The organism is Burkholderia sp. MSMB1072 (assembly GCF_001524725.1).
Classification (GTDB): domain Bacteria; phylum Pseudomonadota; class Gammaproteobacteria; order Burkholderiales; family Burkholderiaceae; genus Burkholderia.
In genome coordinates, this window is sequence record NZ_LOYC01000071.1 from 1 (window position 1) to 26,618 (window position 26,618).

Here is a 26,618-nt window from a genome sequence, read left to right on the forward strand (position 1 = left end):
ATCAGCGCGCGTCTGGCACGCTGGACGAACCTGGTCGACCTGTACCGCGCACTCGGCGGCGGCTGGATCCAGCGCGCGGGCGAAGCGCCGCGCGCGCCGGATGCGCCGGTCGATTACGACAAGGCGGCCGCTCCGGCGCCTGCGTCGGCAACGGCGACGAACGGGTAAGCACGGAGAAGGGCGGGCGCGGTATGCCGCGCCTCGCTTCGAAGCGGCTGTATGCGAAAACGAAAACGCCGCGGACGAAAGTCCGCGGCGTTTTCTTTTGCGCCGGCGAATCGTGCGGAAAGAAGGGCGTCGATGTCGTGACGATGCGTGCGCCGCGTCGCATTGCGTTCGTGCAATCACACCGATCGCGCCATCACACCGATCACGCCATCACACCGATCACGCCATCACACCGATCACGCCATCACACCGATCACGTCGATCGCATCGATCACGTCGATCACACCGTCAGTCGGCATGGCGCATCGTGCATCCGGCGACCCGCCTGCCCGCGTGAAGCGGGATCGCCCGGCACCGTGTCGGGTCCTGCACCCCGAAACAAAAACGCCACGGCATGCCGTGGCGTTCGTCGTTACCGCTTCGCGCCGTCGTCCGGCGCGGCGCGATCAGTGGTGCGCGTCGGCGGGACGCCCGTCGAAGTCGTGTCCGGCGCGCCGAATCTCGCAGCGTGCATCCTTTTCGCCTTTCACGCCGTTGAACACGATGTTCAGGATCACGGCCGTGGCCGATGCGAGCAGGATGCCGCTGTGCAGGATCGGCGCGAGCGCCGGCGGCAGCTTCGAGAAGAAGTGCGGCGACACGACCGGCACGAGGCCCATGCCGACGCTCACGGCGACGATGAACAGGTTGTGCGAGTTGTTCACGAAGTCGACCTTCGACAGCACCTTGATGCCGTTCGCGGCGACCATCCCGAACATCACGATGCCCGCGCCGCCGAGCACGAACGGCGGCACCGACGCGACGACCTGCGCCATCTTCGGGAACAGGCCGAGCAGCACGAGGATCACGCCGCCCGTCGCACACACGAAGCGGCTCTTCACGCCCGTCACGCCGATCAGGCCGACGTTCTGCGAGAACGACGTATGCGGGAACGAGTTGAAGATGCCGCCGATCAGCGTGCCGAGACCGTCGACGCGCAGGCCGCGCACGAGGCGCTCCTGGTTGACCGGACGATCGACCATGTCGCCGACCGCGAGGAACATGCCGGTCGATTCGATGAACGTGACGAACATCACCGTGACCATCGTCACGATCGACAGCGGATCGAAGTGCGGCAGGCCGAAGTGGAACGGCATCACGAAGCCGACCCACGGCGCATGCGCCACGCCGTCGGTGTTCACGCGGCCGATCGCGAACGCGATCACGAAGCCGGCGACGATGCCGAGCAGCACCGAGATGTTCGCGATGAAGCCGCGGCCGAACTTGTTGATCAGCAGGATCAGCGTGAGCACGAGCAGCGACAGGCCGAGATAGACCGGGCTGCCGTACTCGGGGTTGCCGACGCCGCCGGCCGCCCAGTTGATGCCCACTTCCATCAGCGACAGCCCGATCACGGCGATCACCGTACCGACGACCACGGGCGGGAAGAACCGCAACAGCTTGCCGATCATCGGCGCGAGCACGATGCCGATGATGCCGGCGGCGATGGTCGAGCCGAAGATGTCGAGAATGCCGAGGCCGGGGTTCGTGCCGATCGCGATCATCGGGCCGACCGCCGCGAACGTGCAGCCCATGATGACGGGCAGGCGGATGCCGAAGATCCACAGGCCGAGCGTCTGGATCAGCGTGGCGATGCCGCACGAAAACAGATCGGCGCTGATCAGGAACGCGATCTGGTCTTTCGGCAGCTTGAGCGCGGCGCCGACGATAAGCGGCACGGCGACGGCGCCGGCGTACATGACGAGGACGTGCTGCAGGCCAAGCGTTACCAGCTTGCCGGTCGGCAGCACCTCATCGCACGGATGGACCGTGTTCGATTGCATCTGTCTCACTCCATGATCTTGTTTTCGGGGTGATACGAAGTTATTCGGAATGTGTCCATGCAACAAGAGCACTGGGTTCTATTCCGCTCTTTGCTGGTTCGATATGCCATTTCGGCATGGAGCCGGGGATCGATCATCGGGAAACTGCCGCGGGAGTGAGGTGTACCGGTTTTATAGCGCTTCAAAATAGCGCCGGCCCCCATGTCAAATATGGGTCGCTTTATGGTGTGTATCGGGCGGCCCGCATAGTGGCAAAAAGCGGGGTGGGGAAATCGCGCCGGGTTAACCCGCGAACGGCCGCTTTCGCGTGCAAGGTGCAGCCCGGTGGAGCGCCTCGACCCGACCGCACTTTCGATGCGCCGAAGCGGCGGCCAAAACCGGGGCGCGCGTCGCGATCCCGTTATCATCGATACCCGTTCATACGACTCCCCCTTCACGTCATGCGCCTGCTCGGAATCGACCTCGGCACCGGCTCCGTCAAACTCGTCACGCTCGATGCCGACGGCGTCGAGCGGGCGGTGGCGAGCGAACCTTATGGGTTGTCGTCGCCGCAGCCCGGCTGGGCGGAAATCGCGCCCGACACGTGGTGGCAGGCGCTCGTGCGCGCGGTCGCGCGGCTGCCGGCCGACGAGCGTGCGCAGGTGGCGGCGATCGGTTTTTCGGGCCAGATGCATGGTGTCGTGCTGATCGACGCGGCCGGCCAGCCGGTGCGACCCGCGCTGCTGTGGCCCGACACGCGCGCGGCGCGCGAGGCGGAGGCGGCCGGCTGGCCGGCGTCCGGATCGCCCGTCGCACCGAACCCCGTGGCGCCCGGCATGGCGGGCCCGCTGTTGCGCTGGCTGGCGACGCACGCACCCGATGCGCTGCGTGCCGCGCGCTGGGCCGTGCAGCCGAAGGACTGGCTGCGCATCGCACTCGGCGGCGACGTGGCGGCCGATCCGAGCGACGCGTGCGCCACCGCGCTCGCGACGCCCGACGGTGCGTGGGATATCGCGTTGATCGACGCGCTCGGCCTGCCGGCCGACCGCTTCGCGCCGGTTCATGCGTCCACCGCGCGCTGCGGCGTGCTCGGCGCGCAGGCCGCCGCAGCGCTCGGCCTGCCGGCCGGCGTACCGTTGGCGACGGGCGCGGCCGACACCGCGTGCGCGGCGCTCGGCAGCGGGCTGGCCGCGGCAGGCGATGCGCTGCTGACGACCGGCAGCGGCGGGCAGATCGTCGTGCTCGCGGATGCGCTGCCGCCCGCGCGGCGCGGCTTGCATCGCTATCGTGCGGCGGCGGGCGGCGGCTATTACACGATGGCGGCGATGCAGAACGTCGGGCTCGCGCTCGAAGCCGTGCGCGGCTGGCTCGGCTACGCGCGCTGGGCCGATGCGTATGACGACGCGTTCGCGCAGCCGGCGTCCGAACGGCTGTGCTTCCTGCCGTACCTGACCGGCGAGCGTTCGCCGTGGATGAACCCCGATGCGCGCGGCGGCTGGCTCGGCCTCGGGCTCGGCGATACGCGCGGGGCGATGATGCGCGCCGCGTTCGAAGGCGTCGCGTTCGCGTTGCGCGCGGGGCTCGATGCGATCCGCGAGGCCGACCGCGGCGACGCGGTGACGACGCTCCGCCTCGCGGGCGGCGGCTCGGTCGATCCGCGCTGGCGCCAGTTGCTCGCCGACGCGCTCGGCGCATCGCTGCAGGCGATCGATTGCCCGAACGCCGCGACGCGTGGCGCCGCGCTGCTCGCGGGCGTCGCGATCGGGCATTGGCGCGAGGATGCGTTGCACGCGCTGGCGCCGAGCGCGTCGCCGGTTGCCGCGCCGCACGACGACCGCCTGCTGGCTGCGCGCCACGCGCGCTTCGTCGATCTGTACGCGCGCACGGATGCATGGTTCACGACGGGCGTTTAAACTCGGGCACTTGTTCTTTTGCGTCAGCGATGACGCATCCTGGCAAGCCGGCGACCGTTTCCCGCACGCGATGCGCGGCGGGAGCAGCCATCATGGCGAGCACGAGATTCTTGTGCCGTGCCGCGCGGCACGGCTTCGACCGATTTGCACGAACCCCTGCAGGCGCCGCACGCCGGCTCGGGCCGATCTCACAGACATACAGGAGTGACACGATGAAAACGAAAGCCGCGATTGCATGGAAGGCGGGTGCGCCGCTGACGATCGAGGAAGTCGATCTCGAAGGGCCGCGCGCCGGCGAAGTGCTGATCGAAGTGAAGGCGACGGGCATCTGCCACACCGATTACTACACGCTGTCGGGCGCCGATCCGGAAGGGATCTTCCCGGCGATCCTCGGCCATGAAGGCGCGGGCGTGGTGGTCGACGTCGGCCCCGGCGTCGGCACCGTGAGAAAGGGCGACCACGTGATTCCGCTCTACACGCCCGAATGCCGCGAGTGCAAGTTCTGCCTGTCGCGCAAGACCAACCTGTGCCAGAAGATCCGCGCGACGCAGGGCAAGGGCCTGATGCCGGACGCGACGTCGCGCTTCTCGCTCGACGGCAAGCCGCTGTTCCACTACATGGGCACGTCGACGTTCTCGAACTACATCGTCGTGCCGGAGATCGCGGTCGCGAAGGTGCGCGAGGACGCGCCGTTCGACAAGATCTGCTACATCGGCTGCGGCGTGACGACGGGCGTCGGCGCGGTCGTGTACTCGGCGAAGGTCGAGGCCGGCGCGAACGTCGTCGTGTTCGGCCTCGGCGGAATCGGCCTGAACGTGATCCAGGGCGCGAAGATGGTCGGTGCGGACAAGATCATCGGCGTCGACATCAACCCGAAGCGCGTCGAGCTCGCGAAGAAGTTCGGGATGACGCACTTCATCAACCCGAACGAAGTCGAGAACGTCGTCGACCACATCGTGCAGCTGACCGACGGCGGCGCCGACTACTCGTTCGAATGCGTCGGCAACGTGAAGCTGATGCGCCAGGCGCTCGAGTGCACGCACAAGGGCTGGGGCCAGTCGTTCATCATCGGCGTGGCCGCGGCTGGCGAGGAAATCGGCACGCGTCCGTTCCAGCTGGTGACGGGCCGCGAATGGAAGGGCTCGGCGTTCGGCGGCGCGCGCGGTCGTACCGACGTGCCGAAGATCGTCGACTGGTACATGGAAGGCAAGATCAATATCGACGACCTGATCACGCACACGCTGCCGCTCGAGCGGATCAACGAAGGCTTCGACCTGATGAAGGCCGGCGAGTCGATCCGCTCGGTCGTGCTGTACTGACCGGGGGCATACCGCCATGCTCGAACTCGTTTCCTCGCATGCGTGCCACGGCGGCGAGCAGCGTTTCTACCGTCACGATTCGGCGGCCATCGGCCTGCCGATGAAGTTCTCGGTGTACCTGCCGCCGCAGGCGGCGCACGGGCGCGTGCCGGCGCTGTTCTATCTCGCGGGGCTCACGTGCACCGACGAGACGTTCGCGATCAAGGCCGGCGCGCAGCAGTACGCGGCGCAGCACGGCATCGCACTCGTGATGCCCGACACGAGCCCGCGCGGCGCGGGCGTGCCGGGCGAGACCGATGCATGGGACTTCGGTGTCGGCGCGGGCTTCTACGTCGATGCGACCGAAGCGCCGTGGTCGACGCATTACCGGATGGAGTCGTACGTGACGGGCGAGCTGCGCGAGCTCGTCGCGGCCGAGCTGCCGATCGACGGCGCGCGGCTCGGGATCTTCGGCCACTCGATGGGCGGCCACGGTGCGCTGACGCTCGCGTTGCGTCATCCGGGCCTGTACCGGTCGGTGTCGGCGTTCGCGCCGATCGCCGCGCCGACGCGCTGCCCGTGGGGCGAGAAGGCGTTCTCGGGCTATCTCGGCGCCGATCGCGAAGCGTGGAAGGCGCACGACGCGAGCGAGCTGGTCGCGCGCGCCGATGCGCCGAAGTTCGCTGAAGGTATCCTGGTCGATCAGGGGCTGGCCGATCAGTTCCTCGCGAACCAGCTGAACCCCGACGTGTTCGAAGCCGCGTGCGCGAAGGCCGGCCAGCCGCTGACGCTGCGCCGCCATCCGGGCTACGACCACGGTTACTACTTCATCTCGACATTCATCGCGGATCATCTCGCGCATCACGCGCGCGTGCTGGTGCGGTGAATATCGGCGCAAGCAGGTCACGCATCCGGTTCGCATGAAAGAACGCCGGCGCTACCCCTTCGGGCACGCCGGCGTTTTCATTGGCATCGGGCGGCGATCGCCGGGCCGCGATCAGTTGCGCCGCAACAGGCTCGCGCCGTACACGAGCGCCGACAGCGCGGTGATCCAGAAGCTCGTCGGCCAGTCGGTGTGATAGGCGAGGACGATGCCGGCCCACGCTTCGAACAGCGCGAACAGCGCGGCGAGCAGCACGCCCGTCGACAGGCGCGTCGACAGGTTCTGCGCGGCCGCCGCCGGCCCGACCAGCAGCGTGAACACGAGCAGCACGCCGACGATCTGCGTCGCCGCGGCCACCGCGAGCGCGCACACCGCGAGGAACAGCATCGACACCGTGCGCAGCGACACGCCCTTGGCTTCGGCCAGCTCGGGCTGCAGCGACGCGAACAACAGCGGCCGCGCGATCAGCGCGAGCGCGGCGAGGCTCACCGCGCCGATGCCCGCGAGCACCGCGAGGGTGTCGCGGCTGACCGCGAGCACGTTGCCGAACAGCAGCGCGGTGACCTGCGTCGCGAACGACGTGTAGAAGTGCAGGAACAGCAGGCCGAAGCCGAGCGCGCCGGACAGGATCACGCCGATCGCGACGTCGCGGCCCGCGAGCCGCTCGCCGAGCGCGCCCATCCCGATCCCGGCCGCGAGCGTGAAGCCGACCATCCCCCAGATCGGCGAGATGCCGAGCAGCACCGCGCCCGTCGCGCCGGTGAAGCCGACGTGCGACAGCGCGTGGCCGGCGAAGGTCTGCCCGCGCAGCACCAGGAAATAGCCGACGATGCCCGCGAGCACCGCGACGATTCCCGACGCCGCGAAGGCGTTGATCATGAAGTCGTATTCAAACATCGTGCGAATGCCCGGGATGGGCGTGTCCATGGTGATGATGGCCGTGTCCGCCGCCACCGCCGTGCGAATGATCGTCGTCCTCGTGTTCGTGATCGTGCTTCTCGATCTCGACGTCGCCCGACATCACGAAGATCTTGCCGTTCACGCGCATCACGTCGATCGGCGATCCGTAGAGCCGCGACAGCACGGGCTTCGTGATCACCTCGTCGACGGTGCCGAGCGCCGCGACGCCGTTGCCGAGATACAGCACGCGGTCGAGCGCGTTCAGCAGCGGATTCAGTTCGTGCGCGGAGAACAGCACGGTGATGCCGAGCTCTTGCTGCACGTTGCGCACGAGTTCGACGACGCCGCGCTGGTGGTTCGGATCGAGGCTGATCAGCGGCTCGTCGAGCAGCAGCAGCTTCGGGTTGCCGAGCAGGCATTGCGCGAGCAGCAGCCGCTGCCGTTCGCCGCCCGACAGTTCGGACAGCGGCCGGCGCGCGAGCGACGAGCCGCCGACGAGGTCGAGCACGCGATCGACGTCGCGGCGCGTGGCCGCGTTCGTGTGCGGCAGGCCCCAGCGGTGGCCGTCGGCGGCCATCGCGACGAAGTCGTAGCCGCGCATCCGGCGGTTCGCGAGGCCGCTCCTGATCTGCGGCATGTAGCCGATCGACGCGTTGCCGCGCACGACCGGCACGCCGCCGACCGACAGCGTGCCGGCCGACACGGGGATGAGGCCGAGCACCGCGCGCATCAGCGTCGTCTTGCCCGCACCGTTCGGCCCGAGCACGCCGACGAATTCGCCGGGCTCGATCGAGAAACTCACGTCGCGCAGGATCGTGCGGCCGCCCAGTTCGAGCGTGACGCGATCGACGGCGAGGGCGTGGGGAGTGACGGTCATGTCGTTACGGTCGTCTGTTACTTGCCGGCCGAAAGCGCGTTGCCGAGCGCGTCGAGCTGGCCGGCCATCCATTGCTGGAAGGTCTTGCCGGCCGGCAGCGTCTCGGTGACGCTGACGGTCGGCACGCCGCTGTCGCGCGCGACTTTCAGCATGCGCTTGGTCATCGGCTCTTCGGCTTGGCTGTTGTAGATCAGCACGCGCACCTGCTTCTTGCGCAGGTCGCCCTCGAACGCGGCGACGTCCTGCGCGCTCGCCTCGGTGTCGTTCATCGTCGCGAGCTGGAAGCGCTGGTTGCGCATGTCGAGGCCGATCGCGTCCGACATGTAGCCGAACACGGGCTCGGTGGCCGTCACGGGCACGCCCTTGTACTTCGCACGCAGCGCGGCGACCTTGTCGTCGACGGGCTTCAGCGACGCGACGAACTTCTGCAGGTTCGCGTCGTACTCGGCCTTGTTCGCCGGGTCGGCGCGGCCGAGCTCAGCCGCGATCGCGCGTGCGGCCACGGGCATCGTCGCCGGGTCGTACCACAGGTGCGGGTTGTCGCCGGCCTTCTTGCCGACGAGATCGGCGACGACGATCGTCGCGCGCTTCGCCTGCTTCGACGCGCCGAGCAGCTTGGCCATCCACGGATCGTAGTTCGCGCCGTTGTAGATCACGACCTGCGCGTGCTGGAGCGCGCGGGCGGTCTTCGGGCTCGCTTCGAACAGGTGCGGATCCTGGTCGGGATTGCTGAGGATGCTCGTGACCGCGACGTGATGGCCGCCGATCTGCGAGGCGACGTCGCCGTAGAAATTCTCGGCGGCGACGACGTTGACGGTCGCAGCCTGCGCAAGCACGGGCGCGGCGAACGACAGCGCGGCGACAGCGGCGGCCAGCCAGCGGACAGGCGACAGGGCGCGCCGCGGCGCGCGCTTCAGGGCAATGGACATGGAACTCCTCGTTGGAAGGGCGGCGCGTGCGCCGCGCGAGTCGGCGTCAGCGTTGTGCGGGCTTGCGCTTGCAGTGCCCGCACAGGCCGCTCAGCTCGACGACTTGGTGGTGGACTTCGAAACCGTGCGCGGGCCCGCTCGCGGACAACTGCTTCGCGAGGTCGCCGCCGGGAATCTCGACGGTGTCGCCGCACGCATCGCAGATCAGGAACTGGCCTTCGTGCGGCACGCCGATCTCGCAGCATGCGAAGAACGCGTTCTTCGATTCGATCCGGTGGATGAAGCCGTGCTCGACGAGGAAATCCAGCGCGCGATAGACGGTCGTCGGCGGCACGCGGCCGCGTTGCGGTTCGAGTTCCGCGAGCAGGTCGTACGCGCCGATCGGGCGCTGCGCGGCCAGCACGCGTTCGTAGACCTGGCGGCGCAGCGGCGTCCACGCGAGCCCGTGCTCGGCGGCGAATGCGTCGGCCCGGGACAGCCGGGCGTCAATGGACGATGAGGTAGCCATGGCATGAAGCAGGCGCTGAAACAAAGTACAGCGATGATATAACGTATCGCCGCGCCATGCAGCGCGAATTCCGTTTCCCGCCCTTGCTTCCCGCGTCGCTGCGTCCCCTTCACCGTCAACGCCACTGCGCCGCACCGTGCGCCGCGCGCCCTTGCCGTGCGGGCGCGGCGGGGCATCGCCGGGCGCGGCCGTGCCGCAGCGCGTCATAGAAAGCCGTCATGTCGTCTTGACAGCGCGTATCGCGTATCCGATCATTCGATCACCAACAGAGCAATTGATCGGTCAGCGAGCGTTCGCTCACTTCGCGACCGTCGTGCAACAGAACGAACCGGAGACAACCAGTGAGACTGGCAGACAAGGTCGCGATCCTGACGGGCGCCGCAAGCGGCATCGGCGAGGCGGTCGCGCAACGCTATCTGGACGAGGGCGCGCGCTGCGTGCTGGTGGACCTGAAGCCTGCGAGCGGCTCGCTCGCACGGCTGATCGAGGCCAGCCCCGGCCGCGCGGTGGCCGTCACGGCCGACGTCACGCGCCGCGACGACATCGCGCGGATCGTCGCGACGGCGGTCGAGCGCTTCGGCGGCGTCGACATCCTGTTCAACAACGCGGCGCTGTTCGACATGCGCCCGCTCCTCGACGAATCGTGGGACGTGTTCGACCGGCTGTTCTCGGTCAACGTGAAAGGGCTGTTCTTCCTGATGCAGGCCGTCGCGCAGCGGATGGTCGAGCAGGGGCGCGGCGGCAAGATCGTCAACATGTCGTCGCAGGCCGGCCGTCGCGGCGAGGCGCTCGTGTCGCACTACTGCGCGACCAAGGCGGCGGTGATCAGCTATACGCAGTCGGCCGCGCTCGCGCTCGCGCCGCACCGGATCAACGTGAACGGCATCGCGCCGGGCGTCGTCGACACGCCGATGTGGGAGCAGGTCGATGCGCTGTTCGCGCGTTACGAGAACCGGCCGCTCGGCGAGAAGAAGCGGCTCGTGGGCGAAGCCGTGCCGCTCGGCCGCATGGGCGTGCCGGGCGACCTGACGGGCGCCGCGCTGTTCCTCGCGTCGGCCGACGCCGACTACATCACCGCCCAGACGTTGAACGTCGACGGCGGCAACTGGATGAGCTGACATGCCGCCGCTCGCATGCGCAACCCGGGCGGATTCGCTGCACGCGGCCGCCGCCGCACGAGGACACGCCTGATGGCCGAGATCGTCGTCGCCGGCGAGCTGCTGGCCGAATTCGTCGCCGTCGAGCGCGGCCAGGGCTTCGATACGCCGGGCCTGTTCGCCGGACCGTTCCCGAGCGGCGCGCCGGCGATCTTCGCCGATCAGGCCGCCCGGCTCGGCGCGCGCGTCGCGTATGCGGGCTGCGTCGGACGCGACGCGTTCGGCGACGCAATGGTCGCGCGGCTCGCACGCGATGGCGTCGACGTCGCGCGCATCCGCCGCGTCGCCCGTCCGACCGGCACCGCGTTCGTCGCGTATCGCGACGACGGCTCGCGCAGTTTCGTCTTCACGTTGTCGACCAGCGCGGCTGCGTGCGTGGATGCGTCCGACGTCGACACCGCGATGTTCGACGGCTGCCGCTATTTCCACGTGATGGGCTCGTCGCTGACGAGCGAATCGGCGATCGCGGCGGTGCAGCGCGGCGTGATCGAGGCCGCGCGCGCCGGCGCGAAGGTGTCGTTCGATCCGAACGTGCGGCCCGAGATGCTGAGTTTTCGGCCGATGCGCGCGGCGCTCGACGAGATGCTCGCCGCGTGCCACCTGTTCCTGCCGAGCGAAGCCGACCTGCCGTTCTTCTGCGGGCCGCAGCCGGCCGAGCGCGCGATCGCGGGCCTGCTCGCGACGCATCCGCTGCTCGAGCGCGTCGTGCTCAAACGCGGCGCGCAAGGCAGCGTCGCGTTCGATCGCGCGCACCGGGCGCAGGCGCCGGCGTTCCCGGTCGACGAAGTCGATCCGACCGGTGCCGGCGACTGTTTCGGCGGCACGCTGGTCGCGAGCCTCGTCGCGGGCCTGCCGATCGATGTCGCGTTGCGCCGCGCGAACGCGGCGGGCGCGATTGCGGTCACGCGGCGCGGCCCGATGGAAGGCAACAGCAGCGCGGCCGAGATCGACCGTTTCCTGACCGAACGAGGTATCGCATGTCCGGCCTGACGACCGTTGCCGAGCGCACGCGCACTGCGCACGCGGACACCGTGCTGCGGATGATCTTCGACGCGAACCGCGCGGACGCGCAGCGCGGCATCTATTCGATCTGCAGCGCGCACCGGCTCGTGCTGGAGGCCGCGTGCGAAACCGCGCGCACCGACGGCTCACCGCTGCTGATCGAGGCGACCTGCAATCAAGTGAACCATCTCGGCGGCTATACGGGCATGACGCCTGCCGATTTTCGCCGCGACGTCGATGCGATCGCCGCGCGCTGCGGGCTCGCGCCGTCGGCGCTCGTGCTCGGCGGCGACCATCTCGGCCCCAACCCGTGGCGGCATCGCCGCGCGGCCGACGCGATGCGCGAGGCCGGGGCGATGGTCGCCGCGTATGTCGAAGCCGGGTTCGAGAAGATCCATCTCGATGCGAGCATGGCGTGCGCGGACGATCCGCCGCGGCTCGACGATCGCACGATCGCCGCGCGCGCGGCCGAGCTGTGCCGCGTCGCGGAAGACGCGGCGGCGCGCGCCGGCGTCGCGCCCGTCTACGTGATCGGCACCGAGGTGCCGACGCCGGGCGGCGAGGTGAGTGGCGACGCGAGTCACGACGCGATCGCGCGGATCGCGGTCACGCGCAGCGACAGCGTCGCGGCGACGCTCGACGCGCACCGCCGCGCGTTCTCGGCGGCCGGGCTCGACGACGCATGGACGCGCGTCGTCGCGATCGTCGCGCAGCCGGGCGTGGACTTCGACGATCGCCACGTGCTCGACTACGACAGCGCCAAGGCAGCGTCATTGGGCGCGAGCATCCTGCAGACGCCGCGCCTCGTGTTCGAAGCGCATTCGACCGATTACCAGACCGAAGCCGCGCTCGCCGCGCTGGTGCGCGACCACTTCGCGGTGCTGAAGGTCGGCCCCGCGCTGACGTTCGCGTTGCGCGAGGCGCTGTTCGCGCTGACGTTCATCGAGGACGCGCTGATCGACGACGTCGCGCAGCGCTCGCGGTTGCGCGACGTCGTCGATGCGGCGATGCGCGCGCAGCCCGAGCACTGGGCGCCGTACTACCGCGGCGACGAGACCGCGCAGCGGCTCGCGCGCCAGTTCAGCTACAGCGACCGCATCCGCTATTACTGGCTGCAGCCGGCCGTCGCGGCCGCGGTCGAGCAACTGTTCGACAACCTCGCGCGGCAGCCGGTGCCGGAGACGCTCGTCGCGCAGTGGCTGCCGGACGTTTATGCGGCATGCCGCGCGGGCGGCCTCGCGAAGGCGCCGCGCGCATGGGTGTGCCACCGGATACGCGACGTGATCGCGCACTATGCGCGCGCGTGCGGCATGCAGCGGCCGGCATGACGGGCCGCGAAGGAAACGATGCAACACCGACGCAAGACCGACGACATTTCGAACAATCACAGGAGACATGCCATGCAACGAAAGATGCTCGACGCCGCCGCACGCTGTTTCGCCGGAGCCGCGCTCGCGACGGCGGCCTGCGCGGCGTCCGCCGGCACGCTGACGATCGCGACGCTGAACAACCCCGACATGATCGAGTTGAAGAAGCTGTCGCCGGCGTTCGAGAAGGCGAACCCCGACATCAAGCTGAATTGGGTGATCCTCGAGGAGAACGTGCTGCGCCAGCGCGCGACGACCGACATCACGACCGGCAGCGGCCAGTTCGACGTGATGGCGATCGGCACCTATGAAACGCCGCAGTGGGGCAAGCGCGGCTGGCTCGCGCCGATCACGGGGCTGCCCGCCGACTACGACCTGAACGACATCGTGAAGACCGCGCGCGACAGCCTGTCGTACAACGGCCAGCTCTACGCGCTGCCGTTCTACGTGGAAAGCTCGATGACGTTCTACCGCAAGGACCTGTTCGCGGCGAAGGGGCTGAAGATGCCGGACCAGCCGACCTACGACCAGATCGCCGAATTCGCGGACAAGCTCACCGACAAGTCGAAGGGCACCTACGGGATCTGCCTGCGCGGCAAGGCCGGCTGGGGCGAGAACATGGCGTACGTGTCGACGGTCGTGAACACGTTCGGCGGGCGCTGGTTCGACGAGAACTGGAACGCGCAGCTGACGTCGCCCGAATGGAAGAAGGCGATCAATTTCTACGTGAACCTGCTGAAGAAGAACGGCCCGCCGGGAGCGAGCTCGAACGGCTTCAACGAGAACCTGACGCTGACCGCGTCCGGCAAGTGCGCGATGTGGATCGACGCGACGGTCGCGGCCGGGATGCTCTACAACAAGCAGCAGTCGCAGGTGGCCGACAAGATCGGCTTCGCGGCCGCGCCGGTTGCCGTCACGCCGAAGGGCTCGCACTGGCTGTGGGCGTGGGCGCTGGCCGTGCCGAAGACGTCGAAGCAGCAGGATGCCGCGCGCAAGTTCGTCGCGTGGGCGACGTCGAAGCAGTACATCGAGATGGTCGGCAAGGACGAGGGCTGGGCCTCGGTGCCGCCGGGCACGCGCACGTCGACGTATCAGCGCGCCGAGTACAAGGCCGCCGCGCCGTTCTCGGATTTCGTGCTGAAGGCGATCGAGACGGCCGACCCGAACGATCCGTCGCTGAAGAAGGTGCCGTACACGGGCGTGCAGTACGTCGGGATTCCTGAATTCCAGTCGTTCGGCACGGTGGTCGGCCAGTCGATCGCGGGCGCGGTCGCGGGCCAGATGTCGGTCGACCAGGCGCTCGCCGCCGGGCAGGCGGCCGCCGACCGCGCGGTGCGGCAGGCCGGCTACAAGAAGTAACGCGCAAGCCGTCGCGCGGCTCGCATCGTGCGCCGTGGCGCACGGCGCGAGCCGGCGAAGCCGACAGGCGGGCAGGCCGTTCGCGCCCGCGCATCAACCGGAGGGACTCCGATCATGCGTCACCTGCGTCTTCCCCTGAGTCACGCGCCGTCGGTCGGCGACGCGTCGTCGCCGCCCGGCGCGCCGCGCCGTGCGCGCGCCGGCGCGAGCTGGCTCGTGTCGCCGTCCGTCGCGGTGCTGCTGCTGTGGATGTCGATTCCGCTCGCGATGACGATCTGGTATTCGTTCTCGCGCTACAACCTGCTGAACCCGGACGTGAAGGGCTTCGCCGGGCTCGACAACTACCGTTTCCTCGCGACCGATCCGTCGTTCCTGCCCGCGATCTGGCACACGCTCGTGCTGATCGGCGCGGTGCTCGCGATCACCGTGGTCGGCGGCGTGCTGATGGCCGTGCTGTTCGACCGCAAGTTCTACGGGCAGGGCATCGCGCGCCTGCTTGCGATCGCGCCGTTCTTCGTGATGCCGACGGTGTCCGCGCTGATCTGGAAGAACATGATCCTGCATCCGGTGTACGGGCTCGTCGCGAACGCGATGCGCGCGCTCGGGATGACGCCGATCGACTGGTTCGCCGATTACCCGTTGACTGCGGTGATCATCATCGTCGCGTGGCAGTGGCTGCCGTTCGCGTTCCTGATCCTGTTCACCGCGATCCAGTCGCTCGACCAGGAGCAGAAGGAAGCCGCGCGCATCGACGGCGCCGGCCCGGTCGCGATGTTCTTCTACATCACGCTGCCGCACCTGAAGCGCGCGATCGCCGTGGTCGTGATGATGGAGACGATCTTCCTGCTGTCGATCTTCGCGGAAATCTATACGACGACGGGCGGCGGCCCCGGCGACGCGACGACCAACCTGTCTTACCTGATCTACGCGCTCGGCCTGCAGCAGTTCGACGTCGGCCTCGCGTCCGCGGGCGGCATCATCGCCGTCGTGGTCGCGAACGTCGTGTCGTTCTTCCTCGTGCGGATGCTCGCGCGCAACCTGAAGGGGGAGTACGAGAAATGAGCGACCTGACCTTCGAAGGCCGGCGCACGCCGGCCGTGTTCGACCTCGTGCGGCGCGCGCTGCCCGGCACGCTCGCATGGCTGATCGCGCTGCTGCTGTTCTTCCCGATCTTCTGGATGGCGATCACCGCGTTCAAGACCGAGCAGCAGGCGTACGCGTCGACGCTGTTGTTCATGCCGACGCTCGACAGCTTCCGCGAGGTGTTCGCGCGCAGCAACTACTTCGCGTTCGCATGGAATTCGGTGCTGATCTCGGCCGGCGTCACGGTGATCTCGCTGCTGTTCGCGGTGCCGGCCGCGTACGCGATGGCGTTCTTCCCGAACCACCGCACGCAGAAGGTGCTGCTGTGGATGCTGTCGACGAAGATGATGCCGTCGGTCGGCGTGCTGGTGCCGATCTACCTGCTGTGGAAGAACTCCGGGCTGCTCGACACGGTGTCGGGGCTCGTGATCGTCTACACGCTGATCAACCTGCCGATCGCGGTATGGATGACCTTCACGTACTTCAACGAGATCCCGAAGGACATTCTCGAGGCCGGGCGCATCGACGGCGCGTCGACGTGGCAGGAGATCGTCTACCTGCTGATGCCGATGGCGCTGCCGGGGCTCGCGTCCACTGCGCTGCTGCTCGTGATCCTGTCGTGGAACGAGGCGTTCTGGAGCATCAACCTGTCGAGCTCGAACGCCGCGCCGCTGACCGTGTTCATCGCGTCGTACTCGAGCCCCGAAGGGCTGTTCTGGGCGAAGCTGTCCGCCGCTTCGCTGCTCGCGGTCGCGCCGATCCTGATCGTCGGCTGGCTGTCGCAGAAGCAGCTCGTGCGGGGGCTCACGTTCGGGGCGGTCAAATGAGGAGGCCAAGCGCAGGGACGAACGTGCTGATCTGCGATTGCGACGGCGTGCTGATCGACAGCGAGGCCGTGGCCGCCGACGTGATCGTGCGCGAACTCGATGCGCGCTGGCCGGGCGTCGATGCGCGGCCGGCCGTGATGCCGCTGCTCGGGCTGCGCATCGAGCGCGTGCTGGCAGGCGCGAGCGACGCGGTGGGGCGCACGCTGTCGGCCGACGACGTCGACGCGATCCGCCGCGCGGTCGAGGCGGCCGCCGTCAACGCGCCGATGGTCGACGGCATCGATGCGGCACTCGAGGCGATCGAGCTGACGACCGCCTGCGCGAGCAACAGCTATCGCGCGTACGTCGAAGCGGCGCTCGCGCGCACCGGGCTCGCGCGCTTTTTCGGCGACCGGCTGTTCTGCGCGGATTCGGTCGCGCGGCCGAAGCCGGCGCCGGACGTGTATCTGGCTGCCGCGCGCACGCTCGGCGCGGCGCCCGCGAACTGCCTCGTCGTCGAGGACAGCGTGACCGGCATCACCGCGGCGGCCGCGGCCGGCATGACCGTGCTCGGCTTCGTCGGCGGCGGGCACGCGTCGGCCGCGCAGATCGACGCGCTGCGCGGCATCGGCGCGCGCCACGTATTCGACGACATGCACGAGCTGCCCGGCTACGTCGCGCGCTGGCAGGCGACGGGCGCGGTGCTGCCGAACTAGCAACGATCGAGCGCCGCCGGCCAGGCGGTGCATCACGAACGAACGGAGACAGATCATGGCAAGCGTGCTCCTGCGCAACATCGCGAAGCGCTACGACGACACCGAAGTGCTGCGCAACGTGAACCTCGACATCGCCGACGGCGAATTCGTCGTATTCGTCGGGCCGAGCGGCTGCGGCAAATCCACGCTGATGCGGATGATCGCCGGCCTCGAAGACATTTCGAGCGGCGACCTGCTGATCGACGGCGCGAAGGTCAACGACGTGCCGAGCGCGAAGCGCGGCATCGCGATGGTGTTCCAGTCGTATGCGCTGTACCCGCACATGACGCTGTACGACAACATGGCGTTCGGCCTCAAGCTCGCGGGCGCGAAGAAGCCCGAGATCGACCAGGCCGTGAAGCAGGCCGCGAAGATCCTGCACATCGATCACCTGCTCGACCGCAAGCCGAAGCAGTTGTCCGGCGGACAGCGGCAGCGCGTCGCGATCGGCCGCGCGATCACGCGCAAGCCGAAGGTGTTCCTGTTCGACGAACCGCTGTCGAACCTCGACGCCGCGCTGCGCGTGAAGATGCGGCTGGAATTCGCGCGGCTGCATGACGAGCTGAAGACGACGATGATCTACGTGACGCACGACCAGGTCGAGGCGATGACGCTCGCCGACAAGATCGTCGTGCTGTCGGGCGGCGCGGTGCAGCAGGTCGGCACGCCGAACACGCTGTATCACGCGCCGGCGAACCAGTTCGTCGCGGGCTTCATCGGCTCGCCGAAGATGAACTTCCTGAAGGGCACGGTCGAATCGGCCGATGCGACCGGCGTGCTCGTGCGGTTCGATAGCGGCGAGACGCAGCGTGTCGCGGTCGACGCGGCCGGGCTGCAGCGCGGTGCGGCCGTGACCGTCGGCGTGCGGCCGGAGCACCTGCTGGTCGATGCGGCGGCGGCCGGCGTCGCCGCGCGGACGATGGCCGTCGAATCGCTCGGCGACGCGGCGTATCTGTATGCGGAGTCGGCCGTCGCGCCGGACGGGCTGATCGCGCGAATTCCGCCGCTCGACACGTATCGCACCGGCGAGGCGCTGCGCGTGCATGCGCTGCCCGAGCACTGCCATCTGTTCGACGAGCACGGGCAGGCGTTCCGGCGGCTGAGCGCGCACGCGAAGGCGGCTTGACCGCCGCGCGCCGGTTACAACCGCAAATGCTCGGCCATGTAGTCGACGAACGCGCGCAGCTTGGGCATCGGATGGCGGCCTGACGGCCACAGCACGTAGAACGGCGTGCGGCTCGCGACGTGGTCGTCGAGCACCGCGCGCAGCCTGCCGTCGGCGAGCGTGTCGCGTACGAAGAACTCGGGCAGGCATGCGATGCCGAGCCCGCGCAGCGCGAAGCACAGGCGCGTCTCGGCGTTGTTGCTGACCATCGAGACGGGTACCTCCGGCGGCGTGCCGGTGCGCGGCGCGCGCAGCGGCCAGATCTCGAGCTTGCCGCTGCTCGGGAAGCGGTAATGCAGGCAGCGATGCTGCGCGAGATCGGCCGGCGTGCGCGGCGCGCCGTGCCGGTCGAGATAGTCGGGCGACGCGACCAGGTGCTGGCGGAAGTGGCCGAGCAGCCGCGACGACAGTCGCGAATCGGTCGGCCGGCCGGTGCGCAGGACCACGTCGAAGCCTTCGTCGATCACGTCGACGATCCGGTCGCTGAAATCGATGTCGAGCTCGATCTCCGGATACGCGGCCATGAAATCGGCGAGCACCGGCAACAGCAGCGTGCCGATCGTCGGCAGGCTCACGCGCAGCCGCCCGCGCGGCGCCTCGACGCTCTGCGTCAATTCCCGCTCGGCCGCGTCGATTTCGGCGATCACGCGCCGGCACCGTTCGAGAAAGCGCGCGCCTTCGGCCGTCAGCGTGATGCTGCGCGTGCTGCGGTGAAAGAGCCGCACGTTCAGGCGCGCCTCGAGGCGCGCGATGCGCTTGCCGATCGCCGACGCCGACAATCCGAGCGCGCGGCCGGCCGCGACGAAGCTGCGCGTTTCCGCGACCTGGACGAACACGACGAAACCGCCAAGATTTTCCATGCAGGGCCTCGATTACGGACATCGATGTCCGGAGTGTCCGGAACTCTAACCCGGTTTTTCTTCCGGTGCCGGCTCCTTACGATGGGCGTTCCTTCACTGTTCGAGGTCACGCCATGTCATCGCTGCCTGTCACCACGCACCGCAGGGAACCGGACGCCGCGCTGCGCGCGCGGCTCGACGCCGTGCTCGATCGCGCGCTGGCCGACGCGCGCGTGGTCGGCGCGGTCGTGCTGGTCGCGCGCGACGGCGAATTGCGTTATGCACGCGCGGCCGGGCTGGCCGACCGCGAAGCCGGCACGCCGATGCGCGAGGACACGCTGTTCCGGCTCGCGTCGGTATCCAAGCCGATCGTGACGGCCGCCGCGATGCGGCTGGTCGCGGCATCGAAGATCGGGCTCGACGAACCGGTTGCGCGCTGGCTGCCCGCATTCACGCCGACGCTCGCGGGCGGCGCGCCTGCCGACATCACGCTGCGCCATCTGCTGTCGCACACGGCCGGGCTCGGCTATCGCTTCCTCGAAGCCGACGCCGACGGGCCGTATGCGCGCGCGGGCGTGTCCGACGGCATGGACGTCGCCGGACCGTCGCTCGCGGAGAACGTGCGGCGCGTCGGCGGCGTGCCGCTGCGGTTCGCGCCCGGCACATCGTGGCACTACTCGCTCGCGACCGACGTGGTCGGTGCGCTGATCGAGGCGGTCGACGGCCGGCCGCTCGCCGACGCCGTGGCGGCGCTCGTGACGGCGCCGCTCGGGATGACCGACACGGCGTTTTTCACGCATGACGCGGCGCGCCTGGCGACGCCTTACGTCAGTACGCCCGGCGTGCCGCGCCGCATGACCGACGACGATCTCGTCCCGGTGTACGAGGGTACGGTCGGCATCCGTTTCGCACCGGCGCGCGCGTTCGACGCGGCCGCGTGGCCGTCGGGCGGCGCCGGGATGATCGGTACGGCGGCCGACTGCATGACGCTGCTCGATACGTTGCGCACCGGGCGCGACGGTTGGCTCGCGCGCCGCTGGATCGACGAGATGTCGCGCGTTCAGCCGGGCGCGCACGATCTGCCGGACGCGCCGGGGTTCGGCTTCGGACTCGGCTTTTCCGTGCTGCATGACCCGGTGGCCGCGCAATCGCCGGAATCGGTCGGCACGTGGCGCTGGGGCGGCGCCTACGGGCATGCGTGGTTCGTCGACCGGGCGGCCGGGCTGACGGTGGTGGCGCTGACCAATACGTTGTACGAAGGGATGCACGGGCGCATCGTCACCGACGTGCGCGATGCGGTGTATGGCGTCGACGACCGGAGTGCGCAATGAGCGAGTGCATATCCGTCTCCAGCCGCGCCGTCGATCGGGCTGCCGATCCGTCCACGCCGGCCCGTGCTCACCTGCCTGTCGCGAACCTGCTTGCGCTGGCCACCGCCGGCTTCATCACGGTGCTCACCGAAGCGCTGCCGGCCGGCCTGCTGCCGCCGATGAGCGCCGACCTGCGCGTGACCGAGGCGCTGATCGGCCAACTGGTGACCGCCTACGCGCTCGGCTCGATCGTCGCGGCGATTCCGCTCGTCGCCGCGACGCGCGCGATGCGCCGGCGCCGCCTGTTGCTCGCGGCGCTGGCAGGCTTCGTCGTGTCGAACGCGCTGACGGCCGCGTCGCCGTATTACGCGCTCACGCTTGCGGCCCGGTTCGTCGCGGGGATGTCGGCCGGACTGCTGTGGGCGCTGCTGGCCGGCTATGCGAGCCGGATGGTCGACCCGTCGCTGCGCGGCCGCGCGATCGCGGTCGCGATGCTCGGCATACCGGCGGCGATGTCGATCGGCATTCCGGCCGGCACCGCGCTCGGCGCGACGTTCGGCTGGCGCATCGCGTTCGCCGGTATTTCGGCCGCGGCGCTCGCGCTGATCGGCTGGATCCGCATGCGCGTACCCGACTATCCGGGCCAGCAGGCCGGCGCGCGCGAGCCGGTGCTCGGCGTGATGACGCTGCCCGGCGTGCGCCCGGTGCTGACGGTGATGTTCGCGTACGTGCTCGCGCACAACATGCTGTACACGTACGTCGCGCCGTTCCTCGCGGGCGTGCGGATGGGTACGCAGGTCGATGTGGTGCTGTTCGTGTTCGGCGTCGCGTCGCTCTTCGGCATCGCGCTGACGGGCGCATGGATCGGCGCCGCGCAGCGACGCCTCACGCTCGCGAGCATCGCGCTGTTCGCGCTGGCGGCGGCGATGCTCGGCGCCGGTTCCGGGATGACGACCGTCTATGCGGGCGTCGTGCTGTGGGGGCTCGCGTTCGGCGGCGCGCCGACGCTGTTCCAGACGGCCACCGCGAACGCGGCGGGCGAATCGGCCGACGTCGCGCAGTCGATGCTCGTGACGGTGTGGAATCTGGCGATCGCCGGCGGCGGCATCGCGGGCGGGATGCTGCTCGGCGCGACGGGCGCCGGCGCGATTCCGTGGGTGCTCGTCGCGCTGCTGGCGCTGGCATGGGTCGGCGCGTGGCGTGCACGCCGGCATGCGTTTCCGGCGCCGGGCGCGGCCTGAGCCGGCGCGTGCGACGGCGGCGTCAGGCCGCCTTCGCGGCGAGCGCGGCGCGCGCGCAGGTTTCGTCGGTGACGAGCCCCGACAGCCAGCCGCCGCGCAGCGCGGCAATCACCGCGTCGTGTTTCTTCGGGCCGCCGGCGAACGCGATCGTCGGCCGCTTCGGCGGCGTGGCGAGCGCGACGCTCGTCACGCGTGCGCTCGTCGACACGGTGATCTGCGTGCCGTGCGCGTCGATCGGCACGCCGAGCAGTTCGGCCACCGCGCCGAGCGCGGTCATCTCGTCGCGCTCCTGCTCGGTGATGAAGCCGTCTTCGTAGAGCGGGCAGTGCGGACCGATGTTGCCGATCCCGACGAACGCGACGTCCGCCTCGCCCGACAGCGCCTCGACGATCCGGTACAGCCGGTGATTGCACCACTGCGCGCGCTCGGCGTCGCTGTCGGCGAACAGCGGCGCGGGCAGCAGGAAATGCTTGCTGCCGGTTTTCTCGGAGATGTACTGCGCGACGTCGTAGCGGTTCGACGAGCCGTCGGCCGCGATCGCGCCGACCATCGACACGAGCCGGTGCTGCGGGCGGTCGATCTGCGCGATCTGCGCGACCGCGGCCTTCAGCGTTCGGCCGCTGCTGACCGCGATCACCATCGGCCGCGTTTCGTTCAGGTAGCGCTCCATCACCTGCGCGCCGGCGACCGCGAGCTTGCGGTCGATCGCGTCGGGCGCATCGGCGTCGACGGGCACGACTTCGCACATCGCGAGGCCGTAGCGTTTCGACAGCTGCGCGCCGAGATCGAGACAGTCGGCGAGCCGGTGATCGACGCGCACGCGGATCAGGTTCTTCTCGACCGCGAACGCGACGAGGCGCTGCGCGACGGGGCGCGACACCTGCAGTTTTTCGGCGATTTCGTTCTGCGTGTCGCCCGCGACGTAATAGAGCCACGCGGCGCGCGTGGCGAGATCGAGTTTTTCTGAGGACTTGGACACGATAGCGATTCGGTTCGGATCTGGGGGGCCGCCCCGTGGGCCGGCCGGCGGGCCGCATGACGGCATCCACTGTACCGCATGTCGCACGCACGGCCGGCGGGCGGCCGTGCGTGCGCGGCGCCTACGCGAGCCGTGCGCGCGACGGTTCGTACAACGGCCGCACGTGACGGTACAGCGTACGGAACGCATCGAGGCGCTCGCGCAGCCGCGCATGGCGGGCGGCGTCCGGTGCGTATTCGGCGCGCACCGGCGGCTTGGTCAGCACCGTCTGCGGATCGCCGCCGACGGCTAGCCACCCGAGCCGTGCCGCGCCGAGCGCCGCGCCCGTTTCGCCGCCGCCGATCTGGCGCGTGCGCACGTTCAGCGCGTCCGCGATCAGTTGCGCCCAGAACGCGCTGCGCGCGCCGCCGCCGATCAGCGACAACTGGTCGGTTTCGACGCCGGCCGCATGCAGCGCGTCGAGGCCGTCGGCGAGGCCGAGCGTCACGCCTTCGAGCACCGCATAGCCGAGGTGCGCACGCTCGGTCGCGTGCGTCATCCCGAAGAACGCGCCTTGTGCGTACGGATCGTTGTGCGGCGTGCGTTCGCCCGACAGGTAGGGCAGGAACAGCGGCGCCGCGGCGAGCGCGTCGGCGTCGAGCGCCGCGACTTCGGCGAGCAGCGCGGGCTCGTCGGTACCGGTCAGCTTGCAGACCCAGCGCAGGCAGCTCGCGGCCGACAGCACGACGCTCATCAATTGCCAGCGATCGGGAATCGCATGGCAGAACGCATGCACGGCCGAGGCGGGATTCGGCATGAAGCGGTCGCCGACCACGCTCAGCACGCCGGACGTGCCGAGCGACACGAAGCCGTCGCCCGCGTGGATCGCACCGATGCCGAGCGCGCTCGTCGCGTTGTCGCCGCCGCCGCCCGCGACCGGGACGGCTTCCGACAGCCCGAGCTCGCGTGCGACGTCCGCGCGCAGCGTGCCGGACGGCGCGTTGCCCTCGACGATGCGCGGCATCTGCTCGCGTGTCATCCCGCACGCGGCGAGCAGCGCATCGGACCAGTCGCGGCGTGCAACGTCGAGCCACAGCGTGCCGGCCGCGTCCGACGGGTCCGACACTTTCGCGCCGGTCAGCCGGAATCGCAGGTAGTCCTTCGGCATCAGCACGCATGCGGTTGCGGCGAACACGTCGGGTTCGTGCTTCGCGACCCACAGCAGTTTCGGCGCGGTGAAGCCGGGCATCGCGAGGTTGCCGGCCAGCGCATGGAGATCGGGTGCGCGCTCGGTGAGCAGCGCGCATTCGTCGGCGCTGCGCATGTCGTTCCACAGGATCGCGGGGCGCAGCACGCGATCGTCGCGGCCGAGCAGCACCGCGCCGTGCATCTGGCCCGACAGGCCGATGCCGCGCACCTGCGCGAACGCCTGGGGGTGTCGCTCGCGCAGTGTCGCGAGCGCGGCGAGCGTGCCTTGCCACCAGTCGTCCGGATGCTGTTCGGCCCAGCGCGGATGCGGTCGCGACACCGTGAACGGCGAGCCGGCGGTGCCGACGACCGCGCCGTCCGGGGCGAGCAGCAGCACCTTCACTTCCGAGGTGCCGAGGTCGATGCCGAGATACATGTGCGATCCGTTCCGTCAGAGAGGAGCCGCTACTTTAGCCGTGCCGCGCGGCATGTGCCAAGCGGGTTCGCCCGGCTGCGCGGCCGGGCGCCGGCGCGCGCGTCGTCAGCGCGCGGCGAGCCATGCGTCGACGCGCGCGAGCCCGGCGCGCAACGCGTCGAGCAGCGCGGCGTTGCCGGCCAGTGACCCCCACAGCGCGCGGTCGGTGCACAGCGCGACGACCGGGTCGTCGGCGTCGACGATCGCACGCGCGGCGCTTTCGTCCATCACGCCGTCCTGGTACGCATACGGCAGCGTGCCGCGTGCCCAGCGCTCGAGAAAGCGCAGGAACAGCGCGGGCAGCACGGCGGTGGCGACCGGCGCGGCGCCGCGCGCGAACGATTCGACGAGCGTCGGCGCGATGAAGCCGGGGATCTTCGAGAAGCCGTCGGCCGCGACGCGCTGGTTCGTGTCGAGCACGTACGGGTTGCCGAAGCGCTCGAGCACGACGTCGCGGTAGCGCGCGAGATCGAGCGGGCTCGGCGTCAGGCACGGGATCACGTCCTGCGTCACGTAGTCGTGCGCGAAGCGACGGATCGCCGCGTCGTGCGTGCCTTCGTGGATATACGTATGGCCCGCCAGCGTGCCGGCCCATGCAATGCAGCTGTGGGTCGCGTTGAGGATGCGGATCTTCGCTTCCTCGTACGGATGCACGTCGTCGACGAGTTCCGCGCCGGCTAGCTCCCAGCGCGGCCGGCCGGCCGCGAAACGATCCTCGATCACCCACTGGATGAACGATTCGCCCATCACCGGGCACGCGTCGTCGACGCCGGTGGCCGCGCGTACGCGCTTGCGCACGTCGGCGGTCGGGCGCGGCGTGATGCGATCGACCATCGCGCTGGGCGTCGCGACGTTCGCATCGAACCACGCGACGAGAGCCGTTTCGCCGCGCCGTTCGAGGAATTCGCGCATCCCCGCGCGAAAGCGTGCGCCGTTGTTGCGCAGGTTGTCGCAGCTTTGCAGCGTGAGCGGGCCGGCGCCGCGCCGCACGCGTTCGGCGAGCAGCGCCGCGAGCGCACCGTACAGCGTGGTGCGCGCGCCCTGCAGGTCGGCGGCGACATCGGCGTTCGCGAGGTCGAGCCGGTCGTGTTCGTCGAGGTAGTAGCCGCCTTCGGTGACGGTGAACGACACGATCCGGCAAGCCGGATCGGCGCCGGCGTCGATCAGCGCGGCGAGATCGATCGACCACGGCAGCACGCGCGTGATCGAGCGGATCGTCTCGTAGGCGCGCTCGCCTTGCGGCGTGACGGTTTCGAGCGTGTACGCGCCATGTTGCGCGGCGAGCGCGTCCATCGTCGCGCGCATGTCGTCGCGAATGTTGCCGACGGTCAGCGACCAGCGTTCGTCGGCCGGCACGGCCGCGTTCACGCGATGCAGATACCACGCCTGGTGCGCGCGGTGAAACGAGCCCGCGCCGATGTGCAGCAGCACGGGCGTGCGGGCGGAGGGCGAGTCGCTCATGCGGTGTCTCCTGTTCCTGCCTGTCTATCCTGTCGAATACGATCATTTGCTCTTTATGTGAGCGAATGATCGTATTCGGGCGAACGAAAGTCAAGGCGGGGACACGGCATTTCGATGGTGCGCTGCGGCGCGGGCGGGGCGGGCACGCGGGCGGGCATGCGGGCAGGCGCGACGCAGCTGGCGGAAAAAGCGTCAGCGCCCTTCGCGCGTGAGCGCGACGAGTTCGTCGAGCAGCTTGCCGGCCGGCCCCGGCAGGATCCCGTGGCGGCGCCTGAATGCGGTGAGCGTGCGCACCGCGACGACTTCGCGCACGGGCAGCGTGTCGATCGTGCCGGCGCGCCGTTCGGCGCCGTACATTGGCTCGGCCATCCAGCAGAGGAATCCCGCATGCGCGACCAAGCTTTTCAGCGTCGTGACCGAGCGCGTCTCGACCGCGATGTCGGGCAGCGGGAGGCCGTGTGCGTCGAAGGTCGCACGCATATGGTCGAACGGCGCGGTGCCGCGCGGCGGAATCGCCCAGCGCGCGTGCAGCGTATCGGCGAGCGTCGGCGCGCGGCCGAGTGCGCGCAGCGGATGGTGCGGCGCCGCAACGATATGGCTGCGATCTTCCCAGCGGCATTCGGGAATCGCGACGATCTCGTCGGTATCGGGCCCGTGCGCGGACAGCGCGAGGTCGATCTCGTGCTTGACCAGCCCTTGCGCGAGCCGGTCCCACACGCCTTCGATGATTTCGACGCGCAGGTTCGGCCAGCGGTCGAGCACGCGGCCGACCGCGACCGGCAGCACGAGGCTCGCGATGCTGCCCACCGTGCCGACCTTGATCGTGCCCTTCGCGAACCCGCGCATCGCGTCCAGTTCCTCGCGCGCATGCTCGGCCTCGTGCTGCAGCAGCGTCGCGTGCGGCAGCAACGCTTCGCCGAACGCGGTGAGCTGCACGCCCTTCGAATGGCGCTCGAACAGCGGCGCGCCGACCTGCTCCTCGAGCCGCTTCAGGATCCGGCTCAGCGCCGGCTGCGTGACGTGCAGCGCGTCGGCCGCGCGGCCGAGGCTGCCGCACGCGACGATCGTCGTGAACGCACGCAATTGTCGGAGATCGAAAGTCATGCCGGGACGTAATGGCTTTTCGCAGAAAATACAGTATCCGCGAATGGCTTGCGCTTCGATACTGTGGAAA

General features: G+C 69.5%; 23 protein-coding genes and 1 pseudogene. 14 read left to right on the plus strand and 10 right to left on the minus strand.

What is annotated here, in order from left to right:
- A pseudogene (locus tag WS89_RS34060) lies at positions 1-168 on the plus strand (multidrug transporter); the annotation flags it as partial.
- A 446-nt stretch (positions 169-614) separates the two neighbouring features.
- Here the strand turns inward: WS89_RS34060 and WS89_RS29920 are convergent.
- Positions 615-1,991, minus strand: coding sequence for a nucleobase:cation symporter-2 family protein (locus tag WS89_RS29920; protein WP_059506709.1), 1,377 nt, complete (start codon positions 1,989-1,991; stop codon positions 615-617).
- A gap of 440 nt (positions 1,992-2,431) precedes the next feature.
- Here WS89_RS29920 and WS89_RS29925 point away from each other — a divergent pair, with 440 nt between their 5' ends.
- The 3 genes from WS89_RS29925 to fghA all read left to right on the plus strand — a co-directional run bounded on the left by WS89_RS29925 (position 2,432) and on the right by fghA (position 6,067).
- Positions 2,432-3,883 (plus strand): xylulokinase, encoded by a 1,452-nt coding sequence (locus WS89_RS29925; RefSeq protein WP_059795695.1) that lies wholly within the window; start codon positions 2,432-2,434, stop codon positions 3,881-3,883.
- Between the two features lie 212 nt (positions 3,884-4,095).
- Positions 4,096-5,202, plus strand: coding sequence for an S-(hydroxymethyl)glutathione dehydrogenase/class III alcohol dehydrogenase (locus WS89_RS29930; protein ID WP_034208263.1), 1,107 nt, complete (start codon positions 4,096-4,098; stop codon positions 5,200-5,202).
- A 16-nt stretch (positions 5,203-5,218) separates the two neighbouring features.
- Positions 5,219-6,067, plus strand: a complete 849-nt coding sequence (gene fghA / locus WS89_RS29935; protein ID WP_059795697.1) for an S-formylglutathione hydrolase — start codon at positions 5,219-5,221, stop codon at positions 6,065-6,067.
- Between the two features lie 111 nt (positions 6,068-6,178).
- Here fghA and WS89_RS29940 read toward each other — a convergent pair whose 3' ends face one another.
- The 4 genes from WS89_RS29940 to WS89_RS29955 are packed head-to-tail and all read right to left on the minus strand — an operon-like array spanning position 6,179 to position 9,278.
- On the minus strand, positions 6,179-6,961 hold the full coding sequence (locus WS89_RS29940; RefSeq protein WP_059795972.1) for a metal ABC transporter permease: 783 nt from the start codon (positions 6,959-6,961) through the stop codon (positions 6,179-6,181).
- Positions 6,954-7,841, minus strand: coding sequence for an ABC transporter ATP-binding protein (locus WS89_RS29945; protein ID WP_059795699.1), 888 nt, complete (start codon positions 7,839-7,841; stop codon positions 6,954-6,956). Before WS89_RS29945 ends, WS89_RS29940 begins: the two co-directional genes overlap by 8 nt.
- 17 nt (positions 7,842-7,858) lie before the next feature.
- A complete protein-coding gene (locus tag WS89_RS29950; RefSeq protein WP_059795701.1) occupies positions 7,859-8,770 on the minus strand; it encodes a metal ABC transporter solute-binding protein in 912 nt (303 codons plus the stop codon).
- A gap of 46 nt (positions 8,771-8,816) precedes the next feature.
- Entirely contained in the window at positions 8,817-9,278 is a 462-nt protein-coding gene (locus tag WS89_RS29955; protein ID WP_027785279.1) for a Fur family transcriptional regulator, read from the minus strand.
- Positions 9,279-9,619: 341 nt separating this feature from the next.
- Here WS89_RS29955 and WS89_RS29960 point away from each other — a divergent pair, with 341 nt between their 5' ends.
- From WS89_RS29960 to WS89_RS29995, 8 genes are all read left to right on the plus strand, one after another.
- Positions 9,620-10,396, plus strand: coding sequence for an L-iditol 2-dehydrogenase (locus WS89_RS29960; RefSeq protein ID WP_059795702.1), 777 nt, complete (start codon positions 9,620-9,622; stop codon positions 10,394-10,396).
- A gap of 72 nt (positions 10,397-10,468) precedes the next feature.
- Complete coding sequence (locus WS89_RS29965; RefSeq protein ID WP_059795704.1) at positions 10,469-11,425, plus strand: sugar kinase; 957 nt, start codon at positions 10,469-10,471, stop codon at positions 11,423-11,425.
- Positions 11,413-12,765, plus strand: coding sequence for a D-tagatose-bisphosphate aldolase, class II, non-catalytic subunit (locus tag WS89_RS29970; RefSeq protein ID WP_059795705.1), 1,353 nt, complete (start codon positions 11,413-11,415; stop codon positions 12,763-12,765). The genes WS89_RS29965 and WS89_RS29970 overlap by 13 nt, the downstream gene beginning before the upstream one ends.
- Before the next feature lie 72 nt (positions 12,766-12,837).
- Positions 12,838-14,163 carry an ABC transporter substrate-binding protein gene (locus WS89_RS29975; RefSeq protein WP_059504614.1) on the plus strand — a complete coding sequence of 442 codons (1,326 nt, stop codon included), beginning with the start codon at positions 12,838-12,840 and terminating at the stop codon, positions 14,161-14,163.
- A 114-nt stretch (positions 14,164-14,277) separates the two neighbouring features.
- Positions 14,278-15,225: a carbohydrate ABC transporter permease gene (locus tag WS89_RS29980; RefSeq protein WP_059795707.1), complete on the plus strand. Its 948-nt coding sequence runs from the start codon at positions 14,278-14,280 to the stop codon at positions 15,223-15,225.
- On the plus strand, positions 15,222-16,073 hold the full coding sequence (locus tag WS89_RS29985; protein ID WP_034208254.1) for a carbohydrate ABC transporter permease: 852 nt from the start codon (positions 15,222-15,224) through the stop codon (positions 16,071-16,073). The genes WS89_RS29980 and WS89_RS29985 overlap by 4 nt, the downstream gene beginning before the upstream one ends.
- Positions 16,070-16,768: an HAD family hydrolase gene (locus WS89_RS29990; RefSeq protein ID WP_059795709.1), complete on the plus strand. Its 699-nt coding sequence runs from the start codon at positions 16,070-16,072 to the stop codon at positions 16,766-16,768. Before WS89_RS29985 ends, WS89_RS29990 begins: the two co-directional genes overlap by 4 nt.
- A gap of 55 nt (positions 16,769-16,823) precedes the next feature.
- Positions 16,824-17,933 carry an ABC transporter ATP-binding protein gene (locus tag WS89_RS29995; protein ID WP_034208252.1) on the plus strand — a complete coding sequence of 370 codons (1,110 nt, stop codon included), beginning with the start codon at positions 16,824-16,826 and terminating at the stop codon, positions 17,931-17,933.
- A 14-nt stretch (positions 17,934-17,947) separates the two neighbouring features.
- Here WS89_RS29995 and WS89_RS30000 read toward each other — a convergent pair whose 3' ends face one another.
- The gene (locus WS89_RS30000; protein WP_059504621.1) at positions 17,948-18,832 is read right to left on the minus strand and encodes a LysR family transcriptional regulator; all 885 of its coding nucleotides are present in this window, start codon (positions 18,830-18,832) and stop codon (positions 17,948-17,950) included.
- 113 nt (positions 18,833-18,945) lie between these two features.
- Between WS89_RS30000 and WS89_RS30005 the strand changes: the two genes are divergently transcribed.
- Together WS89_RS30005 and WS89_RS30010 are read left to right on the plus strand one after the other, a co-directional pair.
- Complete coding sequence (locus WS89_RS30005; protein WP_059795711.1) at positions 18,946-20,142, plus strand: serine hydrolase domain-containing protein; 1,197 nt, start codon at positions 18,946-18,948, stop codon at positions 20,140-20,142.
- The gene (locus tag WS89_RS30010) at positions 20,139-21,362 is read left to right on the plus strand and encodes an MFS transporter (RefSeq protein WP_059795712.1); all 1,224 of its coding nucleotides are present in this window, start codon (positions 20,139-20,141) and stop codon (positions 21,360-21,362) included. Before WS89_RS30005 ends, WS89_RS30010 begins: the two co-directional genes overlap by 4 nt.
- 22 nt (positions 21,363-21,384) lie before the next feature.
- On the opposite strand, the gene WS89_RS30015 is transcribed toward WS89_RS30010, so the two are convergent.
- The 4 genes from WS89_RS30015 to WS89_RS30030 form a co-directional block, all read right to left on the minus strand.
- Entirely contained in the window at positions 21,385-22,341 is a 957-nt protein-coding gene (locus WS89_RS30015) for a sugar-binding transcriptional regulator (RefSeq protein ID WP_059504626.1), read from the minus strand.
- Positions 22,342-22,462: 121 nt separating this feature from the next.
- Complete coding sequence (xylB, locus tag WS89_RS30020) at positions 22,463-23,944, minus strand: xylulokinase (protein WP_059504628.1); 1,482 nt, start codon at positions 23,942-23,944, stop codon at positions 22,463-22,465.
- A gap of 105 nt (positions 23,945-24,049) precedes the next feature.
- The gene (gene dalD / locus WS89_RS30025; protein ID WP_059795714.1) at positions 24,050-25,444 is read right to left on the minus strand and encodes a D-arabinitol 4-dehydrogenase; all 1,395 of its coding nucleotides are present in this window, start codon (positions 25,442-25,444) and stop codon (positions 24,050-24,052) included.
- 192 nt (positions 25,445-25,636) lie between these two features.
- Positions 25,637-26,548 (minus strand): LysR family transcriptional regulator, encoded by a 912-nt coding sequence (locus tag WS89_RS30030; RefSeq protein ID WP_059795716.1) that lies wholly within the window; start codon positions 26,546-26,548, stop codon positions 25,637-25,639.
- Positions 26,549-26,618: the final 70 nt, after the last annotated feature.